Source organism: Streptomyces griseiscabiei, from assembly GCF_020010925.1.
GTDB lineage: Bacteria > Actinomycetota > Actinomycetes > Streptomycetales > Streptomycetaceae > Streptomyces > Streptomyces griseiscabiei.
Window position 1 is genome coordinate 2323708 of record NZ_JAGJBZ010000002.1, and the last position, 25436, is coordinate 2349143.

The following is a 25436-nucleotide window of genomic DNA, read 5'->3' on the forward strand; positions in this document are numbered from 1 at the left end:
ACTATCGAAACGAGCTGTTTCATGTCTTGGACCGATGGGGTGGCACGGTTCTAGCGTCATGGGCATGGCTCTGGCAACGCGGACGGACCGGGCGGAACAGGCGGACCGGGCGGAACGAAAACCGTCCTTCGCGCGCTCGGCGTGGGACAGCTCCCTCGGCAAGAAGACGGTGATGGCCGTCAGCGGACTGATCATGCTGGCGTATCTGGTCGTCCATATGCTCGGCAACCTCAAGATCTTTTTCGGCTCGGACGAGTTCAACGGCTACGCGCACTGGCTGCGCACCCTCGGCGAGCCCTTCCTGCACTACGAGTGGGCCCTGTGGATCGTCCGCGTGGTGCTCGTCGCCGCGGTCGTCGCCCACGCCACCGCCGCCTACCAGCTCAGCCGCCGTGACCTGAGGGCCCGGCCGAGCAAGTACGTCCACAGGAAGCGCCGGGCGAGCTACGCGACCCGCACCATGCGCTGGGGCGGTGTCATCCTCGCCCTGTTCATCGTCTGGCACATCCTCGACCTGACGACCGGCACCGTCCACCCCGGCGGCTTCCAGGCCGGACACCCGTACCAGAACGTGATCGACACCTTCTCCACCTGGTACGGCAACGTCGTCTACATCGTCGCGGTGCTCGCGCTCGGCCTGCACATCCGGCACGGCTTCTGGAGCGCCGCCCAGACCCTCGGCGCCGGCAGCCGCACCCGTGACCGGGCCCTGAAGACCACGGCCAACGTCCTCGCCCTGGTGCTGACCGTGGGCTTCGTCTCCGTCCCCGTCGCCGTCATGACCGGAGTGGTGAGCTGACCATGAGTACCTCCTCCACATACGCGGACTACGTCACCGGTGTGCCGGTCGTCGACGGCAAGGCCCCCGAGGGCCCGGTCGCCGAGCGCTGGGACCGGCGCCGGTTCGAGGCAAAGCTCGTCAACCCCGCCAACCGCCGCAAGCACACGGTGATCGTCGTCGGCACGGGTCTCGCGGGCGGTTCCGCCGGCGCCACGCTCGCCGAACAGGGCTACCACGTCGTCCAGTTCTGCTACCAGGACTCCCCGCGCCGCGCCCACTCGATCGCCGCGCAGGGCGGCATCAACGCCGCGAAGAACTACCGCAACGACGGCGACTCGGTGCACCGGCTGTTCTACGACACCGTCAAGGGCGGCGACTTCCGGGCACGGGAGTCGAACGTCCACCGGCTCGCGCAGATCTCCGTCGAGATCATCGACCAGTGCGTGGCCCAGGGCGTGCCCTTCGCCCGGGAGTACGGGGGGCTGCTCGACACCCGCTCCTTCGGCGGCGTCCAGGTGTCGCGGACGTTCTACGCGCGGGGGCAGACGGGGCAGCAACTGCTGCTGGGCGCCTACCAGGCGTTGAGCAGGCAGATCGCGGCCGGGAACGTCGAGATGCACCCGCGCACCGAGATGCTCGACCTGATCGTGGTCGACGGGCGGGCGCGCGGGATCGTGGCCCGGGACCTGATCACGGGGAGGATCGACACCTACTTCGCGGACGCCGTGGTGCTGGCGAGCGGCGGATACGGGAACGTCTTCTATCTGTCGACCAACGCCATGAACTCCAACGCCACCGCCGTGTGGCGGGCGCACCGGCGGGGCGCGCTGTTCGCGAACCCCTGCTTCACACAGATCCATCCGACGTGCATCCCGCGCACCGGCGACCACCAGTCCAAGCTGACGCTGATGAGCGAGTCGCTGCGCAACGACGGCCGGATCTGGGTGCCCAAGGCGCGTGGCGACCAGCGGCCGGCGCACCAGATCCCCGAGGACGAGCGCGACTACTACCTGGAGCGGATCTACCCCTCCTTCGGCAACCTCGTCCCCCGTGACATCGCCTCCCGCGCCGCGAAGAACGTCTGCGACGAGGGGCGGGGCGTGGGGCCGGGCGGGCAGGGCGTCTATCTCGACTTCGCCGACGCCATCGCGCGGATGGGGCGGAAAGCGGTGGAGGCCAGGTACGGCAACCTCTTCGACATGTACCAGCGGATCACCGACGAGGATCCGTACCGGGTGCCGATGCGGATCTACCCGGCCGTGCACTACACGATGGGCGGACTCTGGGTCGACTACGACCTCCAGACCACCGTGCCCGGACTGTTCGCGATCGGGGAGGCCAACTTCTCCGACCACGGCGCCAACCGGCTCGGCGCCTCCGCGCTGATGCAGGGCCTCGCCGACGGGTACTTCGTGCTGCCGGCCACCATCAACGACTATCTCGCCCGGCATCCCCAGCAGGACGGGATCGGGCCCGAACACCCCGCAGTCCAGGAGGCGCTGGCCGAGACCGAGGACCGGCTGAACCTGCTGCTGGCCGTCGACGGCGACCGTACGCCCGACTCCTTCCACCGTGAACTCGGCGAACTGATGTGGGAGTTCTGCGGCATGGCCCGCACCGACAGCGGACTGCGCAAGGCGCTGGAGCGGATCCCGCAGATCCGGGAGGAGTTCTGGCGGCGGATCAAGGTCCCGGGGACGGGCGAGGAGTTCAACCAGTCCCTGGAGAAGGCCAACCGGATCATCGACTATCTGGAGCTGGCCGAGCTGATGTGCCTCGACGCGCTGCACCGCGCCGAGTCCTGCGGCGGTCACTTCCGCGAGGAGTCCCAGACGGCCGACGGTGAGGCGGAACGCCGCGACGAGGAGTTCTCGTACGCCGCCGCCTGGGAGTTCACGGGCACCGGTACGGCCCCCGTGCTGCACAAGGAAGACCTGGTCTTCGAGTACGTCCACCCCACCCAGCGGAGCTACGCATGAAGCTCACCCTGCGCGTCTGGCGGCAGCGGGCCGCCGACGCCGACGGCGCCATGTCCACGTACGAGGTCGACGGCATCTCGCCCGACATGTCCTTCCTGGAGATGCTCGACACGCTCAACGAGGAACTCATCCTGCGCGGCGACGACCCCGTGGCCTTCGACCACGACTGCCGGGAGGGGATCTGCGGGGCGTGCTCGCTCGTCATCAACGGGGACGCGCACGGGCCGGAGCGGACGACGACCTGCCAGCTGCACATGCGGTCCTTCTCGGACGGCGACACGATCGACGTCGAGCCGTGGCGTGCGTCCGCGTTCCCGGTGGTCAAGGACCTGGTCGTGGACCGGTCCGCGTTCGACCGGATCATCCAGGCCGGCGGGTACATCACGGCGCCGACCGGGGCCGCGCCGGAGGCGCACGCCACGGCTGTGCCGAAACCGGACGCCGACTTCGCGTTCGAGCACGCGGAGTGCATCGGGTGCGGGGCGTGTGTGGCCGCGTGTCCCAACGGGGCGGCGATGCTGTTCACCTCGGCCAAGGTCAACCATCTGAACGTGCTGCCGCAGGGGGCGCCCGAGCGGGAGTCGCGCGTCCTGGACATGGTCGCGCGGATGGACGAGGAGGGGTTCGGGGGGTGCACGCTCGCCGGGGAGTGCGCGACGGCTTGTCCCAAGGGGATTCCGTTGATGTCCATCACCACGATGAACAAGGAGTGGCTGCGGGCTGCTCGCAGGAGTGGGAAGCGGTAGCGCCGCAGGGGGCCTGTCGTCCTCGGGGTGCGCGTGGTCCGTGGCTGGTCGCGCAGGTCCCCGCGCCCCTTCAGGGCGCCGCAGCAGACCGTGGTCACAAGTGAACGTTCGCCGAAAGGTGCGGACGGGCGGGGCCGGGAGTGGTGCTCATCCCCGGCCCCGTCTGGATTTTCTGTGTGGATAGGCTGCGCGCATGAGGTTCGGGCGGAGGGCGCGGCAGCGGTTCCTGGAGGCCGTCGCCGGTTTCGACGCCGCGGTACGGCAGCGGGACGAGGCCCGGATCCAGCGCGCCTACCAGGAGATGCACCGGCGGTTCGAGGGAGCCGGGCGGCACGAGATCGTCCAGGCGGCACCCCGGCTGGCCGCGCTGCTGCCCGAACTGCCCGCCGGGCCGGACACCATGGTCGCCATCGTGATCGGCGCCTGTGTCGAGCGGGGCGCCGACCCCGCCGACTGCGCGCCGCCGATCCTGCGGGGGCTCGACTGGGCGCTCGGCGCCGCCGGGGAGTTCTGCGAACGCTGGTCCGCGACCGGCGGCGGGGAGTTCCCGGAGCCCGACAACGCCGACCCCGCCCCCGACGTCGTCGCACGGGTCGGCATGGCAGCCGCCCTCGGCTGGTGGCTGCTGCCGCGCTGGGAGATGGCGTCCGTCGCGCTGCTCGGCCGGCGCGCCGTACGGGCCGGACTCGACGCCGGGCGGCGCACCCGGCTGCTCCGGGCGCTGCGGGGCGTGGAGGAGGCGTCCGGGCACGACTTCAAGCGCCTCACGTACGCCCTGCTGGTGCTCGACGACGAGCCGTTGATCGTGCTGCACCGCCCCAGCGGCACCGGGTACGCGATGCGCATGAGCGGCGTCGCGGACAACTTCCAGCTGCACACCCTGCTCGCCGGGGTGCTCGTCGGCGGCGGGCACGTCGACGGACGGGCGCCGTCCGAGCGGGAGGTCGCCGTCTGCCGGGACGCGCCGGGCCGGACGCCGACCACCGGGTCGTTCAACCTCGTGACGCCCGGCGGGGAGTGGGTGTGGAACGAGGGCACGCCCAGAGATCTCCCCGTGGTCGACGGCGTACGGCTGCTGGTGCTCGATCCGCCGCCGTACGAGCGGAGCTGGTCCGCCGGACGGTTCCTCCCCTCGATGACGGGCGATCTCGTCCTGGAACGGGTCCTCGACACCGATGAAACCCGCACGTGGCTCGGGGGTTGCGTCCCGGCCAGATGACGGCCACCGGGACCGTTCCGTTCAGCAAGCGCACATCCGGGCTCCCGCAACCGGTCACGCCAGTGTCAGCCGGCGTCGGAAGAACTGGGGCGGCGGACCGCACGTCCCCAGGTCCGCCCCTGACGCCGCCGAGTCGGCCCGTGACCAGGAGATGCCATGACCGCCTCCACCCTCGACAGCCCGCCCCAGTCCGCGGCCCCCACCCGCTACATCGTCACCCTGGCCCGCGGCGAGGAGGACGTCCGCGCCGCGCAGCGGCTGCGGCACGAGGTGTTCGCCGGGGAGATGGGCGCCCTGCTGGCATCGCCGCGGCCGGGGCTGGACGTCGACCCCTTCGACGCCTACTGCGACCACCTGCTCGTCCGGGACACCCGCACCGGACAGGTCGTCGGCACCTACCGGCTGCTGCCGCCCGAGCGGGCCGCGGTCGCCGGACGGCTGTACTCCGAGGGCGAGTTCGACCTCGGCCGGCTCGACGGGATCCGCCCCTCGATGGTGGAGGTCGGCCGCTCCTGCGTCCACCCCGACCACCGCGACGGCGCCGTGATCAGCCTGATCTGGGCCGGGATCGCCCGCTACATGGTCCGGGGCGGCCACGAGTGGCTGGCCGGCTGCTGCTCCGTCCCGCTCGCCGACGGCGGGGCGCTCGCGGCGGGCACCTGGGACCGGGTGCGGGCCAGGAACCTGGCGCCGGAGGAGTACCGGGTACGACCGCTGCTGCCCTGGGTCCCCAAGGGCGAGGCCCCGCAGGGCCACACCGAGCTGCCGCCGCTGCTGCGCGGCTATCTGCGGCTCGGCGCCTGGGTCTGCGGCGAGCCCGCGCACGACCCGGACTTCGGGGTCGCCGACCTGTACGTGCTGCTGTCGATGCGCCGGGTCAACGCCCGCTACCTGCGCCACTTCCTCTCCCTCGCCCCGGCGGCGTGACCCGATGAGCGTATGGCTGCCCAGCGCGCCCTGCAGCCCGCAGGCGTGTGTGGAGGCGGGCAGCGCGGCCGCCGCCCTGCCCCGGGCCGGCGCGCGGTTCACGGCGGTCGTGGCGCTGGTCCTCCTCGGGGTGCTGGTGAGCGTCGTCGGGCTGCGGCCGCCGGCCGGCGTGGTGCGGTGCTGGTGCCGGTGGACCGTACGGGCCTCCGGGGTCCGGGTACGGATCACCGGCACCGCCCCGGCCACCGGCGGACTGCTGCTCGTCGCCAACCATGTCTCCTGGCTGGACATCCCGCTGCTCGGCGCGGTGCGCCCGGCGCGGATGCTCGCCAAGTCCGACATCCGGGCCTGGCCGGTGGCGGGCCCGCTCGTCGCGCGCGGCGGCGTGCTGTTCATCGAGCGGGACCGGATCCGGGCGCTGCCGGAGACGGTCGCGCGCGTCGCCGACGCCCTGCGCGCCGGCGCGGCCGTCGTCGCCTTCCCCGAGGGCAGCACCTGGTGCGGGCGCGCCCAGGGCCGCTTCCGGCGGGCCGTCTTCCAGGCGGCCCTGGACGCGGACGTGCCCGTGCAGCCCGTGCGCGTCCGCTACCGGTCCACCGGGGGCGGGGCGAGCACCGCGCCGGCCTACGTCGGCGACGACTCGCTGCTCAGCTCGGTGTGGCGGGTGGTGTCCGCGACGGACGTCGTCGCCGAGGTGGACGTACGGCCCGTCATCGCCCCGGCCGCCCATCTCGACCGGCGGGCCCTCGCGGGGGCCGCGCAGACGGCGGTGACCGACGTGGCGGCCATGGCCGAGCACCTGCCCGACGCGGGCGGTGGCCGCCGGGGCGTACGTCCGGCTTCCGTGCGGGGGCTCAGGAGGCGGGAGGGGGCGAGGGCGGAGACGGGCTCGGGTACGCGGTCGGGGGTCAGCGTCGGCCGAGACCCGCGATCCGGGCCAGTCGCGTGTACGAGTCCAGCAGTGCCGCGCGGTCGTACGTACTCGTCGTCACCAGGATCTCCTGGGCGCCCGTCTCCTTGATCACCGACTCCAGCTCGTGCGCGACCTGCTCCTCGGTGCCGTACACCTGGCCGGTCAGCCCGGACTCGTAGAAGCCCCGCTCCCTGGCCGTCATCGTGCGTCCCTCGACCTCCTCCGCCGGGGCGAGCGGCGGGAACGTGCCGTGGGTCCGGGAGTGGGCCATCGCCCAGGCCTCGGGGAGGAGGATGCGGCGCGCCTCCTCCGGCGTGGCGGCGACGGCGACCGTGCCCGACACGACGACGTACGGCTCCTCCGCCCACGCGGACGGGCGGAAAGCGGCGCGGTAGCGGTCGATGCCGCGCCGCATCCGCTCGCGGTCGCGGAGGTCGCCGATCACCATCGGCAGACCCGCCCGCGCGGCGATGTCGGCGCCCTCACCCATCGCCAGCACGAACGGGGGCACGGCGAGCCCCTCCGCCGGGCGGGCGCGCACCCCCGTCGGGGAGGTGCCCCGGAACCAGCCGAGCAGCTCGTCGAGCTGGCACTCGAAGTCCTCGGCGTCGTCCTTGTCCTTGCCCAACGCCTTGCGGACGCCGTCCGTGAAGCCGACGGAGCGGCCGAGGCCCATGTCGACGCGGCCCGGGAACAGGGACTCCAGGACGCCGAACTGCTCCGCGACGATCAGGGGGCGGTGGTTGGGGAGCATGACGCCGCCGGTGCCGACGCGGATGGTGTGCGTGGCCGCGGCGATGGCTGCCGCGAGGACGGTGGGGGCGGAGCCGGCCACTCCGGGGACGCCGTGGTGCTCCGCGACCCAGAAGCGGTGGTAGCCGAGGCGCTCCGCGTGCCGGGCCAGGTGCACGGTGTCCCGTAGGGCCTCGGGGGTGGGGTGGTGCTCGCGGGTGCGGGAGCGGTCGAGGACGGAGAGGCGGGTTGTGGAGAGGGCCGAGGTCATATGGGGTTCAACGTTCTGGGGGTGGGGGGATTCCCCGCGTCGCGGGGTGCGGGCCCGGTGGGGGTTCTCGCGCAGTTCCCCGAGCCCCTGAAAAGCGGGGGCTGCGCCCCTTGCTTTTCGGCCCGAAAGAACCGGAGGCCCTCAAGGGGATGGCCCCCTACCCCATGCTGCTCGGGGTAGGGGGCCAAGAGAGAGGGGCGTCACTTGCGGCCGATCGTGATTCCCTTCGTCTTCGCGGCCGTGGTGTTGTCGTAGACGACCGCGTCCGTGGACTTCTGCCAGATCTTGATCCGGAAGGTGTCCGGGTCGTCGGTGGCGGTCACGCGGAAGAGGTAGCCGCCCTTGCCGTTGACCGTGCCGTAGCCCTGGTAGACGGCCTTGGAGCCGGTGACCACGAGCCAGGTGGAGCTGGTGGAGCGGAACTTCAGCTTGGCCCCGGCGAAGTCGAGCGAGGCCTTCCCGGACGGCGTGGTGTCGTTCTTGCCGTACTTGGCGGTGAAGGAGAACTCCGCCTTGCCCGTCAGCTTCGGCTGGGCCGGGAACGCCCCGGCGGGTGAGGTGAAGCTGCCGTCACCGGTCGCCGAACCGGCGTTCCGGTCGTAGACGATCAGCTCGGGGACCGTGGTGCTCGCCGAGGAGCCGTCGTCGTCGGTGACGGTGATCACCGGGGCGAAGATTCCGGCCGTGCGGTAGCTGTGCTCGGCCTTGCAACTGCCGGCGGTGACCTTGCCGGCGGTCGGCTTGCCGCCGTCCTTCCAGTCGATCGCGCAGCTCTGCTTGTCGAGGGTGCCCGGGTCGGTGAACTTGACCCTGATCCTGGCGTCCTTGCCGGTCACCACGGTCTTGGGGCTGCTCACCGAGGTGATCTTCGGTGCCGCGTTGGTGACCGTCACGGTGGCCGTGTCGCTGCTGCGACCGCCGGTCAGGGTGACCGTGTAGGTGCCGTTGTCGGCGCAGGTGACCGTGGTCTTCGCGGACTTGGCGTCGGCGAAGACACAGGGCACGTTGTTGCCGATCGTCCACTGGGCGGTACCCGCGCCGGAGACCGTGCCGTTCAGCTGGATCTTGTCGCCTTCCTTGCCGGAGGCGTCCGCGCCGGCCCGGGCGATGGTGACCGGGTCGATGCTCTCCAGGGTGGGGACGACCTTCTTCAGCAGGCCGTCGGCGCCGAACTCCAGCTTGTCGATGGTGGTTTCGCGGTGTGTGCCGTCTCCGCCGGGGATGGCGAAGCGGTGGTAGACGATGTACCAGTCGTCGGTGTTCGGGACATGGACCACCGAGTGGTGGCCGGGGCCCTTGACGCCGAGCGAGAGGTCCTTCTCCAGGATCAGGCCCTGCTTGGTCCAAGGGCCGGTGGGCGAGGAGCCGGTGGCGTAGGCGACCTGGTAGTTCTCGTCACGTGTGTCGTTCTCCGACCACATGAAGTAGTAGGTGCCCTTGCGCTTGATGACGAAGGTGCCCTCGTTGTAGTTGCTCGGCGTCATGTCGGTGACCTTCGAGGCGTCGAAGGAGACCATGTCGTCGTTGAGCGGGACCGCGTAGGCGCGGCCGTTGCCCCAGTAGAGGTACGGCGTGCCGTCGTCGTCGGTGAAGACCGCCGGGTCGATCATCTGGCCCCGGTAGTCACCGGCCTTCAGCAGCGGCTTGCCGAGCGCGTCCTTGAACGGGCCGGTGGGCGAGTCGGAGACCGCGACACCGATGTTCGCGTCGGCGCAGAAGTAGAAGTAGTACTTGCCGTTCCTCTCCTCCATCGCCGGTGCCCAGGCCCTGCTGTCCGCCCAGGAGACGTCCGGACCGAGGTCCAGGATGACGCCGTGGTCCTTCCAGTTGACCAGGTCCTTGGAGGAGTACGCCTTGAACTGCGTACCGCTCCAGCCCTCGAAGCCGTCGGTGGTCGGGTAGATGTAGAAGGTGTCACCGAAGCGGACGACGTTCGGGTCCGCGTTCAGGCCCGGCAGCACCGGGCTCTTCATCTGCACGGCCGACACCGTCCAGGTGCGCTTCTTGCCGTCCGAGCCCGTGACCTCGTACGTCCGCGGCTTGGTGAAGTCGCGCAGGGTGCCGGAGGCCGGGCTGATGGTCGCGCCGTGGGCCAGGGTGAACTCCGGTGCCAGGGCCTTGACATCACTGCCCGGGGTGAGCGGCAGGACGATCTTGCTGTCCTTGTCGGTGATGATCGCGTCGGTCTTCAGCGCCGGGTGGGTCGCCGCGGCGATCCCGGTGGTGTTGCCGCCCAGCTCCAGGACCTCGGCGGGCGTCAGGGCCCGGTTGTAGATCCGGAAGTCGTCGACCTCGCCGCCGAAGTACGGGTCGGGGGAGTAGAGGGACTTGCCGATGTAGCCGGAGTAGTCCTTCGCCGAGTCGTACAGGTCCGACGGCTTGATGGTGACCCCGCCGACCCGGGAGACCTCGGCGCCGTCGACGTAGAGGACCGCCGTCTCGGTCGCGCCGTTCAGCGTGACCGTGAGGTGCTTCCACTCGCCCGCGGTGAGCTTGGAGTCGCCGATCATCTGCTTCTCACCGGACCAGGTGGCCTTGGTGATCGCGGAGAACAGCTTGCCGCTGCCGTTGGACGGGGAGGCGAACAGGTACTTGTTGCTGTCCGGGCCGAGGCCGAACAGCCACTGGAAGTTGTCGCCGCCCTTCCACTTGACGTACGTGGAGACGGTGACGCTGGTGGTGTCCTTCAGGACGCCGTTCGGGATCTTGACGTACGGCGAGCTGGAGCCGCTGTTGCCGCCGGACATCTTGAACGAGCCGCCCTCGACGCCGGTCCCGAAGTCGGGCGTACGGACGTAGGTGCCGTGGTAGCCGTGGCCGCTGGAGTCGCGGGCGATGCTGCCGCCGGTCTCGTCGAAGTCGTAGCGCAGGAGCAGGTCGGCCGGGACGTCCGGGCCGTCTGCGGAGACCGTGACCTCCGCGGTGGCCTCGATCGCCGAGTCGCCGGCGATGTCGCCCTTCACGGTGAAGGTGCCGGCCTGCGCGTACTGCGACGCGTCCACGTCCGCCCAGGTGACGGCGATGGGCCGCTTCACGCCGCCGCCGGTCTCGGCGATGACGGTGGCGGGCAGGACCGGGGCGTCACCGATACGCGTCTTGACCTTGACGTCCTCGACGCCCGTGATGATCTGGTCCGGCTGGTACGTCTTCAGCAGCCGGTCGTACTCGGCCTGGGTGACCGGGAGCACCGTGCCGTGCCGGGGCTTGGACGGCAGGTCGTAGCCCGTGGACGGGGTCCAGACGCCCGAGGCCAGGTCGGTCGTCTCGAAGGGGATGTAGCCGCGCCCGCCGAACTCGTCGAGGAACGCGTACCACTTCTCCTCGGTGTTCGACTTGAACACCAGCGGACCCTCGGCGGCACTCATCGCGCCCTTGCCGATGCCCTCGGAGACCGCGGTCCAGGACAGGTTCTTCAGCGAGTCGCTCTTCTCCTCGAAGATGAACTTGCTGTTGGGCGTGGAAGAGGAGTTGTTCCGCTCGTCCTTGGAGAGGCGGTAGTACTCGCCGCCGTGCTGGATGACCGTGGAGTCGATGACGGAGTAGCCGCGGTCGACCCAGACCTTGGGCTCGCTGAAGGTGTAGAAGTCACGGGTCGTCGCGTACATCATGCGGTTGTACGTGTCGCCGGAGTGGGCCTCGTTGTCGTACAGCTTCGACGCCCAGAACACCACGTACTCGCCGAGCTTCTCGTCGTAGTACGCCTCGGGGGCCCAGGTGTTGCCGGCCGAGTCGGGGGAGACCTTCACCAGGCGCTGGTTCGTCCAGTTCACCAGGTCGGTGGACTCCCAGACCATGATGGACTTGCTGCCGGTGCGCTGGGAGGCGTCCCAGTCGCCGTTGCCGTAGATCTTCAGGTCGGTGGCGATCTGGTAGAACTTGTCGCCCTCGGGGGAGCGGATGATGAACGGGTCGCGCAGACCCTTCTCCCCGAGCGTGGACGTCAGGACGGGCTTGCCGTCGTTCAGTTCCCGCCACTTCAGCGGGTCGTTGCCCTTGCTGAGAGCCGCGTAGAGCTGCTCGCCGTCCGAGGTTCCCTCGCCGGTGAAGTAGCTGAACATATAGCCCTTGAGGGCTTCCTTCTTCGGCAGCTCCGGCACCTTCACCGCGAAGACGCGGGTCTTCTTCGCGGTGCCCTTGGTGACGGTCGCGGTCAGCTCGGCGGTGGTGGCGCCGTCGCCGTGCGCGGGACGCTTCACCACGCCCTCGGCGGAGACCACGTCCGGGTTCGCGGAGGACCAGGAGACCTCGGTGCCGAAGGTGCCGGTGGTCGGGAGCGTGAGGTTGCCCCGGGCGTCGTCCGCGTTGTGCACGGTGAGCGCTTCGGCGGCCTGCCGGACGGCGGTGGTGTCGTCGAAGGCGGGCAGGACCGTGACCTCGAAGGTCTTGGTGGCGCTGGCCGGGCCCTTCTTCAGGGTCGCCGTCAGCGTGGCGTGACCGTCCGGCTCACCGGCGGCGGGACGGGTCACCGCGCCGGAGTTCGAGACGACGTCCGTGTTGTCGCTCGACCAGCTGATGGTCGAGCCGCCGGCCGTGCCGGTCTTCGGCAGGTCCAGATCGGCGGTCACCGCGCTGGTGTCGCCCAGGGTGAGGGCGGCCTTGTCGGCGGCGAGACCCTCCTCGGCGATGGGGAGCGAGAGCTGCTCGACCTCGGAGCCGGCCAGCGCGCGGTCGTAGACCCGGAAGTCACGGATCTTGCCCTTGAAGAGCTTGTCGCTGGTGTAGACCGACTTGCCGATGTAGTTGGCGGTGGTCGTGCCCGAGCCGATCGACCCCGGGGTGGTGGTCACCGAGGTGTTGCGGCCGACCTCCACGCCGTCCTCGTACAGCACGCCCGTGGTGCCGGTCTGGGTGTAGGTGAGCTGCTTCCACACCGAGCGGGTCAGGTTGTGCGAGTCGGAGGGCCGGGTGTTCTGCTCGGTCGACCAGTTGCCGGAGGCTATGGCGGTGCGCAGCGAGTTGCCGGTGGCGAAGAGATAGCCGTTGCCCGCGCCGCTGGTGGTGTTGCCGAAGCCGTAGATGAAGTACGGGCCGACCTGCGACTCCTCCATCAGCACGTCCATGGAGACGCTGATCGAGTTCATGCCCTTCATGACGTCGTTCGGGACCTTGATGTAGGTGTCCGAACCGTTGAAGGCCAGGCCCTGGCCGTTGCCCGTCCAGCCGGCGGTGCCGTTGACCGTGCCGTTCCGGCCGTTGCCGGAGGCGTCGGTGGCCGTGGTGCCGGAGGTGGCGTCGAGTTTGTACCACAGGGCCAGGCCGTCGGTGAGGTCGGCGTCGTCCGCGGCGGCCGGGGCGGCGGGCCCGGCAAGGCCGAGGAGCAGTGACGCGGCGGTCAGTCCGGCGAGCGGACCCGCCCAGCGTCTCGCGCGGCCGCGCAGACGTTCTCTGTACGTCATGTCGAGTATCCCTGCTGAGAGCACGGCTGATGAAGGGGTGGCGAAGGCAAGGGGAAGGCGTCGGAGACGCATCGGGAAGGGTCGGAAGCAAGGGCGGAAGGCGGCCGGGAACCCTCGCCCCGGGATCCCGCTTGTTTCGGCCTTGTGACGTCGTGTTGCGAGAGTGTCAATCGGCGTGCGGTGGGGCGTCAAGAGGTTTCGAACAATGTCCGATGGGTCGAACGGGCGGAAACGCACGAAACCCCCGTTCCCTGCGGGAGTCGGGGGTTTCGGTGCCGTGCCGTGACATGCCTACTTCACGGGGCGTACCAGTTCCCAGGTGTCGACCGCGAAGTCCAGCTTCATACCGTGCCGTTCGTAGAGCGCGAGGGCCCCGGTGCTGTTGTCGGTGTCGACGCCGAGGCCGATACGGTCGCGGCCGAGCGCCGCGTAGTGGGCGAAGGTGTGGCGGAGCAGCAGGCTGCCCAGCCCGCGGCCCCGGGCCTCGCGCAGCACACCGATACTGGCGATCCAGGCCATCGCGGAACGGTCGTTGCGGGACCGCAGCGCCGCCATGTCACCGAGCCCGTCCACGTGCGCGATCCAGACCAGCGACCAGTCGACGTTCTCGGCGTCGATGTCGTCCAGCCACTGCTCGTACGTGCGCGGCTGGTGGTCGAAGTGGTCGGCGAAGGCCGTCTGCAGCAGGGCGTGGGCCGTCCTGCGGTCCGCCTCGCCACCGGTACAGGCGCGCAGGGTGACACCGGGCGGGGGCGTCGGCGGCTGCTGCTCGGCGGGGGAGAGGGGGAGGGCCAGCACGTGGTAGCGGCGGACCGTGCGCCAGCCGCGTCCGCGCAGCGCGTCCAGGTCCGTCGTGGGCGCGGTGTTGAGATGCAGGTGCACGACGGCGCGGTCCGCGCCGTTGGCCGCCGCGCGCTCCGCCGCCCGTGCCTCCATCAGGTCGAACAGGTGCAGGGCGCCGAGGGGTTGGTCCGGCAGCGCGTAGTGGTCCATGTCGACGCGCTCGCCGCCGGACTCGTCCCAGACCAGGCCGTACGCCACCAGGCGGTCCCCGTCGAACAGCAGCCAGGAGTCCCGCTCCAGGTCCGCCTCGGGGTGCTTCAGATCGGCCTGCACCTCGCCCAGTTCGGTCTCGGCACGGCCGACCTCCAGCACGTCGATCTCGTTGAGCAGCGCGCACACCGCCTCCGCGTCGGCGAGGGTGGCCGGGCGCACGGTCAGGCCGGGCGGGAGGGGGGTGGGGTGCGTCGTGGTCATGGGGCCACTGTCGGGGGGCCGGGGTTGGGGGCGCAACGGGATTTCGGGGCGGGACCGTGGCAGCGGGGCCACCCCGAGGGGCGCGGGGAACTGCGCGATCAGCCACGTACTGCCCTCGGCCGCCGAACGACCCGCACTCCCGAGCTGTCAGGCGCACCCTCACCGCACCCCCGAGCCGTCAGGCGCCCCGAGCCTTACGCCGCCACCGGCAACCCCGGCGTCCGGAAGACCCTCTGGTTCGCGTCGACCGCGAACACCTCGCACCCCTCCCGCGACGCGGCCCACTCCACACCCTCGGCGCCCATCGCGAACGCCGCCGTCGCCGTCGCGTCGGCCTCCGTGAGGGACGGGGCCACGACCGTGAGGCTGAGCAGACCCGTCGCCGGGCGGCCGGTGCGCCCGTCGAGGATGTGGTCGCCGCGCTCGTAGCGCGCGGACGTCGCCACCGCGCCGTCCGTGACCGACAGGACCACGCAGAGCCGGTCGGCCCGCTCGGGATGGCGTACGCCCACCCGCCACGGACCCCCGGTCGCCGCCACGTCGCCACCCGCGTTGAGGCACAGCCGCCTCGCGCCCAGCCCCGTCAGCAGCTCCGCCGCCCGCTGCACCGCCCAGCCCTTCACCATGGCGCAGGGATCGAGCCCGCGCCCCGGCAGCCGTACGTCGAACGCGCCGCCCGTGGCCACCCGGTACTCCTCGCAGAGGGCCAGCACCTCGGCCAGGTCCCGGCTGACCTCCTCCGGTGCCAGCTCGCCCCGGTCCAGCCGGGACACCTCGCTGTCGGCGCGGAACGGGCTGAACCGCGCGTCGACCTCGCGCAGCCAGGCGAACGCCGGTTCCGCGGCCTCGGCCGTGGCGTCCTCGTCCTCGATCAGCAGGGAGATCGGGAAGCCCATGATGTGTTCGACGCGGCGCACCGGATCAGGCCTTCGCGTCGATGGCGGCCTGGAGGGACTCCCGGTAGCCGTCGCTGGTGATGGTGGCGCCGGAGACGGTGTCGATGTCGGCGCTCTGCGCCGCCAGCGTCTCCTTGATCAGCACCGGGACGGCCGCCTCGGTCTGCGGGTGGTCCGGCTGCTTCAGCATCTCCACCGTGGTGATCTTCTCGCCCTCGAAGGTCACCTGGACCTGGACGTCACCCTTGGAGGTGCCGACGGTCGGGCCCGCGACGGTCCGGGCCGCGCTCTCCGCCGAGTCCTCCGAAGCCGAGCCGGAGCCCGACGCGGAGTCGGACGAGGCCGCCGCCTTGCCGTTCTCGTCGATCGCGGCCTGGAGGGACTCCCGATAGGCGTCGCTGGTGATGGTGGCGCCGGAGACGGTGTCGATGTCGGCGCTCTGCGCCGTCAGGGTCTCCTCGATCAGCACCGGCACCGCGGCCTCGGTCTGCGGATGGTCCGGCTGCTGCAGGAACTTCACGGCGGTGATCTTGTCGCCCCTGAAGGTCGCCTGGACCTGGACGGGTCCCTTCTCGGTGTCGACCGTCGGGCCCGTGACCACGGTGGAGCCCGACGACGTGGACGCGGAGGCCGACGGGGCGGGTTCGGCGGTCGTCGTCGTGGACGTCGTGTCGGTCGAGGGGGCGTAGCGCCAGACGGGCACCAGCGCGGCGGCGCTCAGGACCAGGGCGGGTATGGCTCGTTTCACAGTGCTGTCCTCGTGTCCCGGTGTCCTCAGCCAGCCAGGCTGAAGCGTTCGAAGTGGATCTGCTGCTTGGGCACGTCCAGTTCGCGCAGGCTGCCCAGGACCGCGTTCATCATCGGCGGCGGCCCGCACAGGAACACGTCCCGGTCGGTGATGTCCGGCACCATGCGCTGCAGTTCGCGCGGCGCCAGCAGGTCGGGGCTGACGGGGCCGGAGAGCAGGTGCAGTTCGGCGCCCTTGTCGAAGGCGAGCTGCTGCAACTCGTTGTAGAGGACCGCGTCCTGCTTCGTGGCCACCCGGTAGATGACCACGGCATGGCCCTCGATGTCCTCCAGCAGGGCGCGGATCGGGGTGACACCGACGCCGCCCGCGATGAGCACGGACTCCGGCCGGGTGCGGTGCATCGCGGTGAAGGCGCCGTACGGGCCCTCGGCGAAGACCCGGGTGCCGACCTTGACGTGCCGCAGGGCGGCGGAGCCCTCGCCGGCCGCCTTCGCGGTCAGCCGCAGCTGCCTGCCGTCGGGCGCGGCCGACAGCGAGAACGGGTTGGCCTGCCACCAGCGGTCCCGGGTCAGGAAGCGCCACAGGAAGAACTGGCCGGCCCGGGCGGGCATCCGGTCCAGGTCACGGCCGGTCATATAGATCGAGACGACGTTGTCGGCCTCGGGGACGACGGCGGTGACGCGGAGCTGGTGCCGCCAGTTGCGCCACAGCGGGAGCACCAGCCGGCCCGCGAACACCGAGGCCAGGGCCGCGCCCCACAGCACGTACCAGTAGGCCGTCGCGGTCTCGGAGGAGGCGAACGACGTCCCGGCGGTGACCTGGTGCGTGAAGGCCAGCACCACGGCGACGTAGGTGTAGAGGTGGATGAAGTGCCAGGTCTCGTAGGCCAGCCTGCGGCGGGCGAAGCGGGCCGAGACGACACCGATCACCATGATGATGCCGAGCGCGACGATCGCGCGGAGCACGCCCTCGACGGTCTCGGCGAGGTCGACGACCTGGCTGACCGGGTCCAGATCCGAGGACTGGGCGTAGCCGAAGGCGATGAAGACGCCGTGCGCGACCAGCAGCCACAGCACCGAGAAGCCGGTCCAGCGGTGCCAGGAGGTCAGCCGGTCCATGCCGATGCGCCGGTCGAACCAGGGCAGCCGGGCCACCAGCACCAGCTGGAAGGCCATGAGGAGCGCGCCGAACAGGCCGGTGAGGCGGCCCAGCACGATGAGGGCGTTGGAGGCGAAGCCCGCCTGGACGAAGAAGAAGGTCACCGCGGCGACGTTCGCCGCCAGTACCGCGTACAGGCCGGTGCGGGCGACCACTTTGGGACGCGCTCCCGGGCGGCTGACCGCCGTGGGGGGTTGTTGGACAGTGGTCACGGGGAGAGCTCCTTGATCAGGTGGGGATACGAGCTTCTCCGGTGAGTGCTGTCGTTTTCCTGTCGGACAACTTTCAAGTTTTTATCGATCCGCTGCCAAGCTGTGAGCGGCTATGGTGCGACGCGATCGGTAGCGCAGTATGAGGATGTGGAAAAAGTGCGACTGCTCGTGGTGGACGACGACCCGCCGATCGCGGACCTGGTGGCGACCGTCGCCCGTTACGAAGGCTGGGACGCGGTGACCGCGCACTCCGGCGAGGAGGCGCTCAGGCAGGCCGCCGAGTTCCGTCCCGACATCGTGGTCCTGGACCTGATGCTGCCGGGCGTGGACGGCTTCGGCGTGCTCGACCGGCTGCGGCAGTCCGGCACGATGGTGCCCGTGGTGTTCCTGACCGCCCGCGACGGCGTCGCCGACCGTGTCGCCGGTCTCACCCGGGGCGGCGACGACTACCTCGTCAAACCGTTCGCCGTGGAGGAGCTGATGGCCCGGCTGCGCACCGTGCTGCGCCGCAGCGCCGGGCCCGCCTTCCAGCGGTCCGTGCTCCAGGTCGCCGACCTGTCGATGGACGAGGACACCCGCGAGGTCCGCCGCGGCGACAAGCTGCTCACGCTCACCCCCACCGAGTACGAGGTCCTGCGCTACCTGATGCGCAAGTCCCCGACCGTCCTCACCAAGGCACAGATCCTCGACCACGTCTGGGAGTACGGCTTCGGCGGCCGCTCCAACGTCGTCGAGCTGGTCGTCAGCCGGCTGCGCCGCAAGCTCGACGACACCGGGGAACCGCTGATCCACACCGTCCGGGGCTTCGGCTACGTCCTGCGCCAGGCCACCGAGTGATCGCCCGGCTCCGGCAGAGCTACCGCTCCCTGCGCCTCGGCACCCGGCTGGCCCTCGGCCTCGGTGCCCTGGCGCTCGTCGTGTTCGCCGTCGTCGGCAACGCGCTGACCATGTACATGCGCGACTACCTCTCCGCCCAGCTCACCGAACAGCTGAGGATCGCGCAGGTCGCCCAGTCCAAGAGCATCGCGGACGACGGCACGCTCAAGGGCAAGAAGTACTGGGGCTGGTACTACGCGGTGTACGACACCTCCGGCGGCACCCCGGTGCTCCGTACGCCCGAGGACCCCGCCGACGTGCCCAAGGACATCGAGGAGTTCGCCCTCGTGGCCAAGGCGCTGACCGCCGAGGAGACGGAGGTCACCCGCACCGAGTACCTCAAGGGCGCGGGCCAGTACCGGCTGCGGGGCTGCGAGGTCGAGCCCGGCCTGGTCCTCGTCAGCGCCGCGCCGATGGAGGACATCGACGACACCGTGACCCGGCTGATCACGGTCCAGGTCGTCACCTTCGCGCTCGCCCTCATGGCGCTCGTCGTCTTCGGCCGGGCCATGCTGCGGCGCGGCCTCAAACCCCTGAGCGACATGGCGCACACCGCCCGCGGCATCACCTCGCACGATCTGACGGACTCGGCGCGGCTGCCGGTCCGCCACGACAACCGCGACGGCGGCCCCGAGGTCGAGGAACTGCGCACCGCCTTCAACACGATGCTGGAGCACATCGACGACGCGTTCGCCGTCCGCACCGAGGCCGAGCAGCGGCTGCGCCGCTTCGTCGCCGACGCCTCGCACGAACTGCGTACGCCGCTGATGTCGGTACGCGGTTACGCCGACCTCTTCCAGTACGCCGCCGCGCACAGCCCCGAGGAACGCGACAAGCATCTGGCCCGGCTGCGCGCCGAGGCCGCCCGTATGGGGTACCTGCTGGACGACCTGCTGATGCTCGCCCGCCTCGACGCCGCGGATGTGGAGACCCCGCTGCGGCTGGAGGACGCCGACCTGGTGGTGCTCGCCCAGCAGGCGGGGGACGCGTTCCGCGCGGGTCACCCCGGCCACCCGCTGACCGTGACCACCGGCCCGGACCCGCTCCCCCTGCGCCTCGACCCCCTCCGCCTGCGCCAGGTCCTCGACAACCTCCTCACCAACGCGGCCGTGCACACCCCGCCGGGCACGAAGGTCCGCCTGGAGGTCGCGGTCGAGCCGGGTGGCGCCGAACCGGGCGGAGCCGGCTCCGGCACGGTGGACGTACGGATCACCGACTCCGGGCCCGGCATCCCGGCCGACGACCAGGAGCGGGTCTTCGACCGGTTCTACCGCGTGGACAAGGCCCGCAGCCGCGACCGCGGCGGCAGTGGCCTCGGCCTCGCCGTCGCCCGCTCCCTGGTCCGCGCCCACGGCGGCACCATCACCGTGACCAGTGAGCCGGGCACGACGACGTTCACGGTCCGGCTGCCACGGGACGGGATCGGCTGGGACGGGCGGGACTCCGCGGACACCACCTAGGCTGATGCGCATGGGCAAGACGGTGCGGCGGGCCGCGCGGGCCACGTCTCATCTGGGTGTCGCCGCGGCGATGGCCTTCGGGCTGTACCTCTTCGTCACGGTGCTGCTGATCACCACGATCGCCACGCTCGCCGTCGTGGGCGCCTGGATGCTGCCCGAGACCGTGGCGCTGATCCGCCGCATCGCCGGGGCGAAACGCCACTTCACGGCGGCGTGGACCGGCCGGACCGTCCCCGAGGCCTACCGGCCCATCGAGGGCACCCTGCGCGAGCGCCTGCGGATCGCGGTCCGCGACCCCGGCACCCGCACCGACGTCCGCTGGATGCTCGCGTACTACGTCTACGGCGCGCTTTTCCTCCTCGCCGTCCCCCTGTGGCCGCTGGGCCTGCTCGTCGACGGCGTGTGGTGCGGGCTGGCGCGCCGCGACCCCGTGGTCCTCCCGTGGATCGGCCGTCTCGCCGACCTCGACGCCCACTGGTCCGAGACCCTGCTCAAGCCGTCCCCCAAGGCCCGCCTGGCCGAGCGGGTGCGGGAGCTGGCGGCGACCCGGGCCGACGCGATCGCGGCCCACGGCGCCGAACTGCGCCGTATCGAACGCGACCTGCACGACGGTGCCCAGGCCCGTCTGGTCTCGCTCTCCCTGCGGATCGGCCTCGCCCGGCGCGCGTACGACCGCGACCCGGACGCCGCCCGCGCGTTCCTCGCCGACGCCCAGGACCAGGCCGAGGCCGCGCTCACCGAACTCCGCCACGTCGTCCGCGGCATCCATCCCCCGATCCTCACCGACCGGGGCCTGGCCGGAGCCGTACGGGCGCTGGCGGCGAGCAGCGGCCTCGACGCGACCGTCGACGTACGGGGACTGGAGGACGACGACGGGCCGCGCCCGCCCGCGGCCGTGGAGGCCGCCGCGTACTTCGTCGTCGCCGAGGCCCTCACCAACGCCGCCAAGCACAGCGGCTGCGACCACGCCGAGGTCCACCTCGCCCGCACGGCCCGGGGCATCCGGATCCGGGTGCGCGACGACGGCCGCGGCGGCGCCGAGGCCGCCGCGACGGACGGGTCCGGACTCCTCGGGATGCGGCGGCGGGTCGCCGCCCTCGACGGGAGCACGGCTGTGACCAGCCCGGTCGGGGGTCCCACCGTGATCGACGTGCAGCTTCCCTGCGTATGGTGAGCGGCAGGCGGAACGGAACCGTCGACCGCTCCGGGACAGAGGTGGGACTGCCGTGCGTGTGGTGATCGCCGAGGACAACGTCCTGCTGCGGGAGGGCCTCGTCCTGCTGCTGACCTCGGCCGGACACGAGGTGGCGGCCGTCGCCGGCACCGGACCCGAGGTCCTCCCCGCCCTGCTGGAGCACCACCCGGACGTCGCCGTCCTGGACGTCCGGATGCCGCCCGGCTTCCGCGACGAGGGCCTGCGCGCCGCCCTGGAGGCCCGCCGGAGGATCCCCGGCCTGCCGGTGCTGGTCCTCTCGCAGTACGTGGAGGAGTCGTACGCCGCCGAACTGCTCGGCGGGGGAGCGGGCGGGGTCGGCTATCTGCTCAAGGACCGGGTCGGCCGGGTGGACGAGTTCCTGGACGCGCTCGACCGGGTCGCGGCCGGCGGCACCGCCCTCGACCCGGAGGTGGTGACCGAACTGCTCACCCGCCGCAAGGACTCACCGCTGGACTCGCTCACCCCGCGCGAACGCGAGGTACTGGCACTGATGGCCGAGGGACACGACAACGCCACCATCGCCCGGACCCTCGTCGTCACCGAACGCGCCGTCAGCAAGCACATCGGCAACGTCTTCCTCAAGCTCGGCCTGCCGACCGGCGACAGCGGCCACCGCAGGGTGCTGGCCGTGCTGGCGTATCTGAACAACACGTAGCGACGGACGACAAGAGGGGGGCGCCGTCAGAACGACGGCGCCCCCACTCAGCTGTCCGGACTCAGCTGCACTTACGTCCGGTGTTGATGCACTGGACCGCCTTGTTCATCAGCTTCTGGTCGAAGACGTTGATGAAGTCGCCGTGGTCGGTGACCGGCTTGTGCTGCTGCTCGGGGAAGCTGTCGAGCGAGTAGAACGGACGGCTCTTGCCGTTGTCCTTCACGCTGGGCGCGTCCACGTCGTACACCAGACGCTGCACCAGCTGCGGGATGGCCTTGAACCCGGCCGCGCAGTTCCCGTTCGCGTCGGCGAAGGCCACATGCGTACGGTGGTTGGCGCTGTCGATGTTCTTGCCGTCCCAGCAGCTCTGGAACTTGAAGGTGCGCACCACGTCGCTGCCCCGGGGGCAGAGCGGGTACTTGTCCTTCAGCTGCACCTTGTTCTCGAAGCCGGTGCAGCTCCAGGACGCGTTGGCGTTGCCCGGGCCGTTGACGAACGCCTTGGCGTCACCGGTGATGATGCGCAGCAGCCTGGGCATCGCCACCACCTTGCCGCGGGGGCTGCCCACGAAGTTCAGGGTGGCCTTCTTCGCCGTCAGGATCCGGCCCGAGTTGCCCTCGGCGCCGCCGCCCTGCTGGGTGGCGTCGAACTCCTTGGTGCCGTCCTGGAGACGCAGCACCGGCCAGAAGTACGACGACCTGTCACCCTTGTTCCGGCAGCTGGTTCCCGCCTTGGCGAGGTCCTGGTCGCTGGAGAAGGCGTCGTTGTCCTGGTTGCCGACGTAGTCGTGCATGTGGTGCGCGCCGTTGGTGACACCGGGCGCCACGATGACGTTGTCGCTGTTGTACAGCTTGTTGGCGTTCACACCGCACTGGGTGGCGAAGGTGCCCTTCGAGGCCTTCGACGACCGGGCGGGCGTCCGCACGTTGGGCTTCACCTTGGTGATGTCCACGAAGTCGGCGGCGACGGGACCGTTGCCGGCCACCCCGGCGTTGGTGTTGTTGCCGCCCTGGTTGCCGCCGCTCGGCGCGGGGGCGGGCTGGTTGCCGGTGGCACGCAGGGTGCAGGGCGCCAGGGCGTCGAGGCCCTGCGGCTTGGCGGCAACCCGGCCGATCGCGGTGGCGATCCGGTCGATCGTGGCCTTCCGCTTGTCCTTCAGGGGACCCACGATCGCGTTCTGCGCGAAGTTGGGATCCTGTGCGATCGCCCGCTGCGAGGTGGACAGCCGCTGGTACGCCTCGGAGATCTGCTTGTCGAGAAGAGCCAGCTCCCTGTCGACCTGAGCCTTGGCCTGGGCCGGTACCGCCGTCAGCTTCTGACCCACGTCGGGGCAGTCGATGGTGGACGTGCCGGCCGCGAGCACCTGGTTCTGTGCGGGACCCTTCGACGCGCCGGTCTCGCCGGCGGAGGCGTAGTAATTGACCGCCACCAGACCGCCGGCACCGATGGCCACAGCGGCTGCGGCGCCCACCGCTCGGCGGGCGGTGTTCGATCTCTTTCGCGTGTTGCGTCTCATCAGGCCTCTCAAGGACAACTCCGGAGCCGGTGGGACAACCGGCACGGGTCAAGCGCGTCCTCACATACGTACGTGAGCGCCAAATGCTCAGCGAATTCTCAGATTCGTAGCATCCTCCATGCGAATAACCCCTCATGAGTGCGCATTACGGACCAGGGGGCCCGCCTCCGGTGGCAACCGGCGGCAGGCCCCCCTCAGTTCGTCCCCTACGCCTCGAACGTCACCACGACCTTCTCCGCTGCCCCCGGCGTCAGCGCCAGCTCGAAGGCCCGCTCGGCCTCGTCGGCCGGCACCCGGTGGCTGATCAACCGGGCGAAGCGCTCGTGGTGTTCGACGATCTCGGGGGTGACCTCGAAGATCTCGGTGGGGTAGCCCTGCGAGGCGATCAGGGTCAACTCGCTGCGGAGCATGCCGCCGAGGTCGATCTCCGAACCCTTCTTCTGCACGGCGACCATGACCAGCTTCGCGCCCCACTTGGCGGCGCCCACCACGGTGTTGAACACGGCGGGCGCCCCGGCCGCGTCGATGAAGATGTCGGTACCGGGCCTCGGCTGCCCGAGCGCGTTGGCGGCCTGCCCGTGCAACTCGGTGAGCCGCGCGGCGACATCCTCCCTGCCCGAGTCGACGACGGCGTCCGCACCCACGGCCAGCGCCTTCTCCAGCCGGGAGGGGATGACATCCGCGACGACCACGTGCTTCACCCCGCGCAGCTTCAGCCAGATCGCCGCACCGAGACCGATGGGCCCCGCCCCGAACACCACGACCTTGTCGTCGGGCCCGGCCTCGGAGCGGTTGACGCAGTGCCGGGCCACGGCCATCGGCTCGTTGAGCGAGGCGACGTCGAAGGGCACGGTGTCGGGAAAGACCGCCACGCCCTTGCCGGCCTCGGCGTTCTCGATCAGCAGATACTCGCTCATCCCGCCGTACGTCCCGCCGCAGCCGATGATGCCCGTCGGCGCGTCCTGCGGGTTGACCACCACCCGGTCCCCGACCGCGAGTCCGGCGACCTCGGCACCGACCTCGACGATCTCACCGGCCGGTTCGTGACCGAGGGCCACCGGGACCAGCTCGCCGCCCAGATGGGCGCGGGAGGGCATGCCTCCCATGTGAAGGAAGGTGACGTCGGTGCCGCAGATGCCGCAGGCGCGGACGCGGACGAGCACGTCCTTGGGGCCGGGTACGGGACGTTCGACGTCCACGGTCTCGACCTTGCCGACACCGGCGGTCCGGACGGACTTCATCGTCGCCATGGGTGACTCGCTTTCTGGGGGAACCGGGGGAGGGGCACCGCCACGCGGGCGGCGCAGGACGGAGGAGACCCTGGATCGGGGCAGGTCAGACGGCGGCCCAGGCGTCGTCGACCGGCAGCACCACGCCGTTGACGAAGGCGGCGGCGTCGGAGGCGAGGAACAGGATCGCGTCGGCCTGCTCCTCGGCCGTGCCGAACCGGCCGATGGTGGCGCCGATCAGTCCGCCGATGACCGCGGGACCGTGCGCCTGCTGGTCGGCGTCGACCTGGATGTTGGTCACCGTGGGGCCGGGGGCTATCGCGTTGGCCCGGACGCCCTGCTTGCGGTACATCACCGACAGGCTCTTCACCAGGCCGACGATCCCGTGCTTCGACGCGGTGTACGCGGCACCGGCGGCGCTGCCGCGCAGGCCCGCCTCGGAGGCGGTGAACACGATCGAGCCCCGCTCCGCCTTCAGCATGTGCGGCAGGGCGGCCCGGGTGAGCAGGAACGGCGCCGTCAGATTGACCCGGATGACCCGCTCCCACTCGGCGTCGTCGACATCCGCGAGGGCGGACATCCGGTCCATGATCCCGGCGTTGTTCACCAAGACGTCCAGCCCGCCGAAGGCCTCCACGGCTCGCGCGACGACCTCGTCCACCACCGTCTGCTCGCTGAGATCGCCGACGACCGCCAGCGCGGTGCCGCCGTCCGTCTCGATCGCCCGGAGGGTCTCCTCGGCGGCCTCCTTGTTCAGGTCCGCCACCACCACCTTCGCGCCCGCCGCGGCGAACTTCAGGGCCGCGGCCCGGCCGATGCCGGAACCGGCGCCCGTGACGACGACGCTGCGGCCCTCGAGACCGATGCTGCTCATGCGGTGTCCCTCTTCCGTCGGCTTGCGGAGCCGTTCGTCCGACCCCGCCGTATTGCTTGAGTTAGGCAAGCATATGCGACTTACTTGAGTCAATCAATCGAACCATCCAGGGATTGCTTGAGTTAGGCAACGAGAAGGGTAGGGTGATCCTCGAGTCCGCAGGCGCGGTACCCCCACAGCGGGTCGGCCGCAAGGCGACGGAAGGGGCCGTGCCGGTGCGTAGCAGCCCGTCGCTTACAGCGGCCCAGCGAACGGCTCCCTGTTCCACCCCCGGGCAGTACGTCCACCCGCGACGGGCTCTGCGCACCGGCGCGGCCCCGCCCCACCCGCCAGCCGCCCGCGCCCCCACAGGGGCGCGGGGAACTGCGCGAACAA

The 25436-nt window shown here is 70.9% G+C and carries 19 protein-coding genes; 10 read left to right on the top strand and 9 right to left on the bottom strand.

The window, feature by feature from the left end:
* Positions 1-64: 64 nt before the first annotated feature.
* From J8M51_RS27440 to J8M51_RS27465, 6 genes are all read left to right on the top strand, one after another.
* Entirely contained in the window at positions 65-799 is a 735-nt protein-coding gene (locus tag J8M51_RS27440) for a succinate dehydrogenase (RefSeq protein ID WP_086759109.1), read from the top strand.
* A 2-nt stretch (positions 800-801) separates the two neighbouring features.
* Positions 802-2760 carry a fumarate reductase/succinate dehydrogenase flavoprotein subunit gene (locus J8M51_RS27445; protein WP_086759107.1) on the top strand — a complete coding sequence of 653 codons (1959 nt, stop codon included), beginning with the start codon at positions 802-804 and terminating at the stop codon, positions 2758-2760.
* Complete coding sequence (locus tag J8M51_RS27450; RefSeq protein WP_086759105.1) at positions 2757-3506, top strand: succinate dehydrogenase/fumarate reductase iron-sulfur subunit; 750 nt, start codon at positions 2757-2759, stop codon at positions 3504-3506. The genes J8M51_RS27445 and J8M51_RS27450 overlap by 4 nt, the downstream gene beginning before the upstream one ends.
* Positions 3507-3699: 193 nt before the next feature.
* Entirely contained in the window at positions 3700-4725 is a 1026-nt protein-coding gene (locus J8M51_RS27455; RefSeq protein ID WP_086759103.1) for a hypothetical protein, read from the top strand.
* 156 nt (positions 4726-4881) lie between these two features.
* Complete coding sequence (locus J8M51_RS27460; protein ID WP_086759101.1) at positions 4882-5652, top strand: GNAT family N-acetyltransferase; 771 nt, start codon at positions 4882-4884, stop codon at positions 5650-5652.
* 4 nt (positions 5653-5656) lie between these two features.
* On the top strand, positions 5657-6673 hold the full coding sequence (locus tag J8M51_RS27465) for a lysophospholipid acyltransferase family protein (RefSeq protein ID WP_267299546.1): 1017 nt from the start codon (positions 5657-5659) through the stop codon (positions 6671-6673).
* On the opposite strand, the gene J8M51_RS27470 is transcribed toward J8M51_RS27465, so the two are convergent.
* The 6 genes from J8M51_RS27470 to J8M51_RS27495 form a co-directional block, all read right to left on the bottom strand.
* Positions 6561-7568: an LLM class flavin-dependent oxidoreductase gene (locus J8M51_RS27470; RefSeq protein ID WP_086760024.1), complete on the bottom strand. Its 1008-nt coding sequence runs from the start codon at positions 7566-7568 to the stop codon at positions 6561-6563. The genes J8M51_RS27465 and J8M51_RS27470 overlap by 113 nt on opposite strands.
* Before the next feature lie 200 nt (positions 7569-7768).
* The gene (locus J8M51_RS27475) at positions 7769-12964 is read right to left on the bottom strand and encodes a family 43 glycosylhydrolase (RefSeq protein ID WP_086760616.1); all 5196 of its coding nucleotides are present in this window, start codon (positions 12962-12964) and stop codon (positions 7769-7771) included.
* A 291-nt stretch (positions 12965-13255) separates the two neighbouring features.
* A complete protein-coding gene (locus tag J8M51_RS27480) occupies positions 13256-14221 on the bottom strand; it encodes a GNAT family N-acetyltransferase (protein ID WP_267299547.1) in 966 nt (321 codons plus the stop codon).
* Between the two features lie 194 nt (positions 14222-14415).
* Positions 14416-15138, bottom strand: coding sequence for an FAD:protein FMN transferase (locus tag J8M51_RS27485; protein ID WP_086755162.1), 723 nt, complete (start codon positions 15136-15138; stop codon positions 14416-14418).
* Between the two features lie 4 nt (positions 15139-15142).
* Entirely contained in the window at positions 15143-15865 is a 723-nt protein-coding gene (locus tag J8M51_RS27490) for an FMN-binding protein (protein ID WP_086755163.1), read from the bottom strand.
* Positions 15866-15891: 26 nt separating this feature from the next.
* Positions 15892-17235, bottom strand: coding sequence for a ferredoxin reductase family protein (locus J8M51_RS27495; RefSeq protein ID WP_179203045.1), 1344 nt, complete (start codon positions 17233-17235; stop codon positions 15892-15894).
* 147 nt (positions 17236-17382) lie between these two features.
* Between J8M51_RS27495 and J8M51_RS27500 the strand changes: the two genes are divergently transcribed.
* Genes J8M51_RS27500 through J8M51_RS27515 form a run of 4 tightly spaced genes read left to right on the top strand, consistent with a single transcriptional unit; the run spans position 17383 to position 21442 of the window.
* Entirely contained in the window at positions 17383-18072 is a 690-nt protein-coding gene (locus J8M51_RS27500; protein WP_086755165.1) for a response regulator transcription factor, read from the top strand.
* Complete coding sequence (locus J8M51_RS27505; RefSeq protein ID WP_086755166.1) at positions 18069-19571, top strand: sensor histidine kinase; 1503 nt, start codon at positions 18069-18071, stop codon at positions 19569-19571. Before J8M51_RS27500 ends, J8M51_RS27505 begins: the two co-directional genes overlap by 4 nt.
* Positions 19572-19581: 10 nt before the next feature.
* Positions 19582-20745, top strand: coding sequence for a sensor histidine kinase (locus J8M51_RS27510; protein ID WP_086755171.1), 1164 nt, complete (start codon positions 19582-19584; stop codon positions 20743-20745).
* A gap of 52 nt (positions 20746-20797) precedes the next feature.
* Entirely contained in the window at positions 20798-21442 is a 645-nt protein-coding gene (locus J8M51_RS27515; protein ID WP_086755167.1) for a response regulator transcription factor, read from the top strand.
* Positions 21443-21503: 61 nt separating this feature from the next.
* On the opposite strand, the gene J8M51_RS27520 is transcribed toward J8M51_RS27515, so the two are convergent.
* From J8M51_RS27520 to J8M51_RS27530, 3 genes are all read right to left on the bottom strand, one after another.
* Positions 21504-22958, bottom strand: a complete 1455-nt coding sequence (locus J8M51_RS27520) for a DUF1996 domain-containing protein (RefSeq protein ID WP_086755168.1) — start codon at positions 22956-22958, stop codon at positions 21504-21506.
* 206 nt (positions 22959-23164) lie between these two features.
* Positions 23165-24208: a zinc-dependent alcohol dehydrogenase gene (locus J8M51_RS27525; RefSeq protein ID WP_086755169.1), complete on the bottom strand. Its 1044-nt coding sequence runs from the start codon at positions 24206-24208 to the stop codon at positions 23165-23167.
* Between the two features lie 85 nt (positions 24209-24293).
* Entirely contained in the window at positions 24294-25061 is a 768-nt protein-coding gene (locus tag J8M51_RS27530; RefSeq protein ID WP_086755170.1) for an SDR family NAD(P)-dependent oxidoreductase, read from the bottom strand.
* Between the last annotated feature and the right edge of the window lie 375 nt (positions 25062-25436).

Excerpts from the sequence above, each read along its gene's own strand:
- J8M51_RS27460 (WP_086759101.1), top strand. The coding sequence starts at position 4,882 with ATGACCGCCTCCACCCTCGACAGCCCGCCCCAGTCCGCGGCCCCCACC.
- J8M51_RS27520 (WP_086755168.1), bottom strand. The coding sequence starts at position 22,958 with ATGAGACGCAACACGCGAAAGAGATCGAACACCGCCCGCCGAGCGGTG.
- J8M51_RS27455 (WP_086759103.1), top strand. The coding sequence starts at position 3,700 with ATGAGGTTCGGGCGGAGGGCGCGGCAGCGGTTCCTGGAGGCCGTCGCC.
- J8M51_RS27530 (WP_086755170.1), bottom strand. The coding sequence starts at position 25,061 with ATGAGCAGCATCGGTCTCGAGGGCCGCAGCGTCGTCGTCACGGGCGCC.
- J8M51_RS27525 (WP_086755169.1), bottom strand. The coding sequence starts at position 24,208 with ATGGCGACGATGAAGTCCGTCCGGACCGCCGGTGTCGGCAAGGTCGAG.
- J8M51_RS27445 (WP_086759107.1), top strand. The coding sequence starts at position 802 with ATGAGTACCTCCTCCACATACGCGGACTACGTCACCGGTGTGCCGGTC.
- J8M51_RS27475 (WP_086760616.1), bottom strand. The coding sequence starts at position 12,964 with ATGACGTACAGAGAACGTCTGCGCGGCCGCGCGAGACGCTGGGCGGGT.
- J8M51_RS27440 (WP_086759109.1), top strand. The coding sequence starts at position 65 with ATGGCTCTGGCAACGCGGACGGACCGGGCGGAACAGGCGGACCGGGCG.
- J8M51_RS27450 (WP_086759105.1), top strand. The coding sequence starts at position 2,757 with ATGAAGCTCACCCTGCGCGTCTGGCGGCAGCGGGCCGCCGACGCCGAC.
- J8M51_RS27465 (WP_267299546.1), top strand. The coding sequence starts at position 5,657 with ATGAGCGTATGGCTGCCCAGCGCGCCCTGCAGCCCGCAGGCGTGTGTG.
- J8M51_RS27470 (WP_086760024.1), bottom strand. The coding sequence starts at position 7,568 with ATGACCTCGGCCCTCTCCACAACCCGCCTCTCCGTCCTCGACCGCTCC.
- J8M51_RS27510 (WP_086755171.1), top strand. The coding sequence starts at position 19,582 with ATGGGCAAGACGGTGCGGCGGGCCGCGCGGGCCACGTCTCATCTGGGT.
- J8M51_RS27480 (WP_267299547.1), bottom strand. The coding sequence starts at position 14,221 with ATGACCACGACGCACCCCACCCCCCTCCCGCCCGGCCTGACCGTGCGC.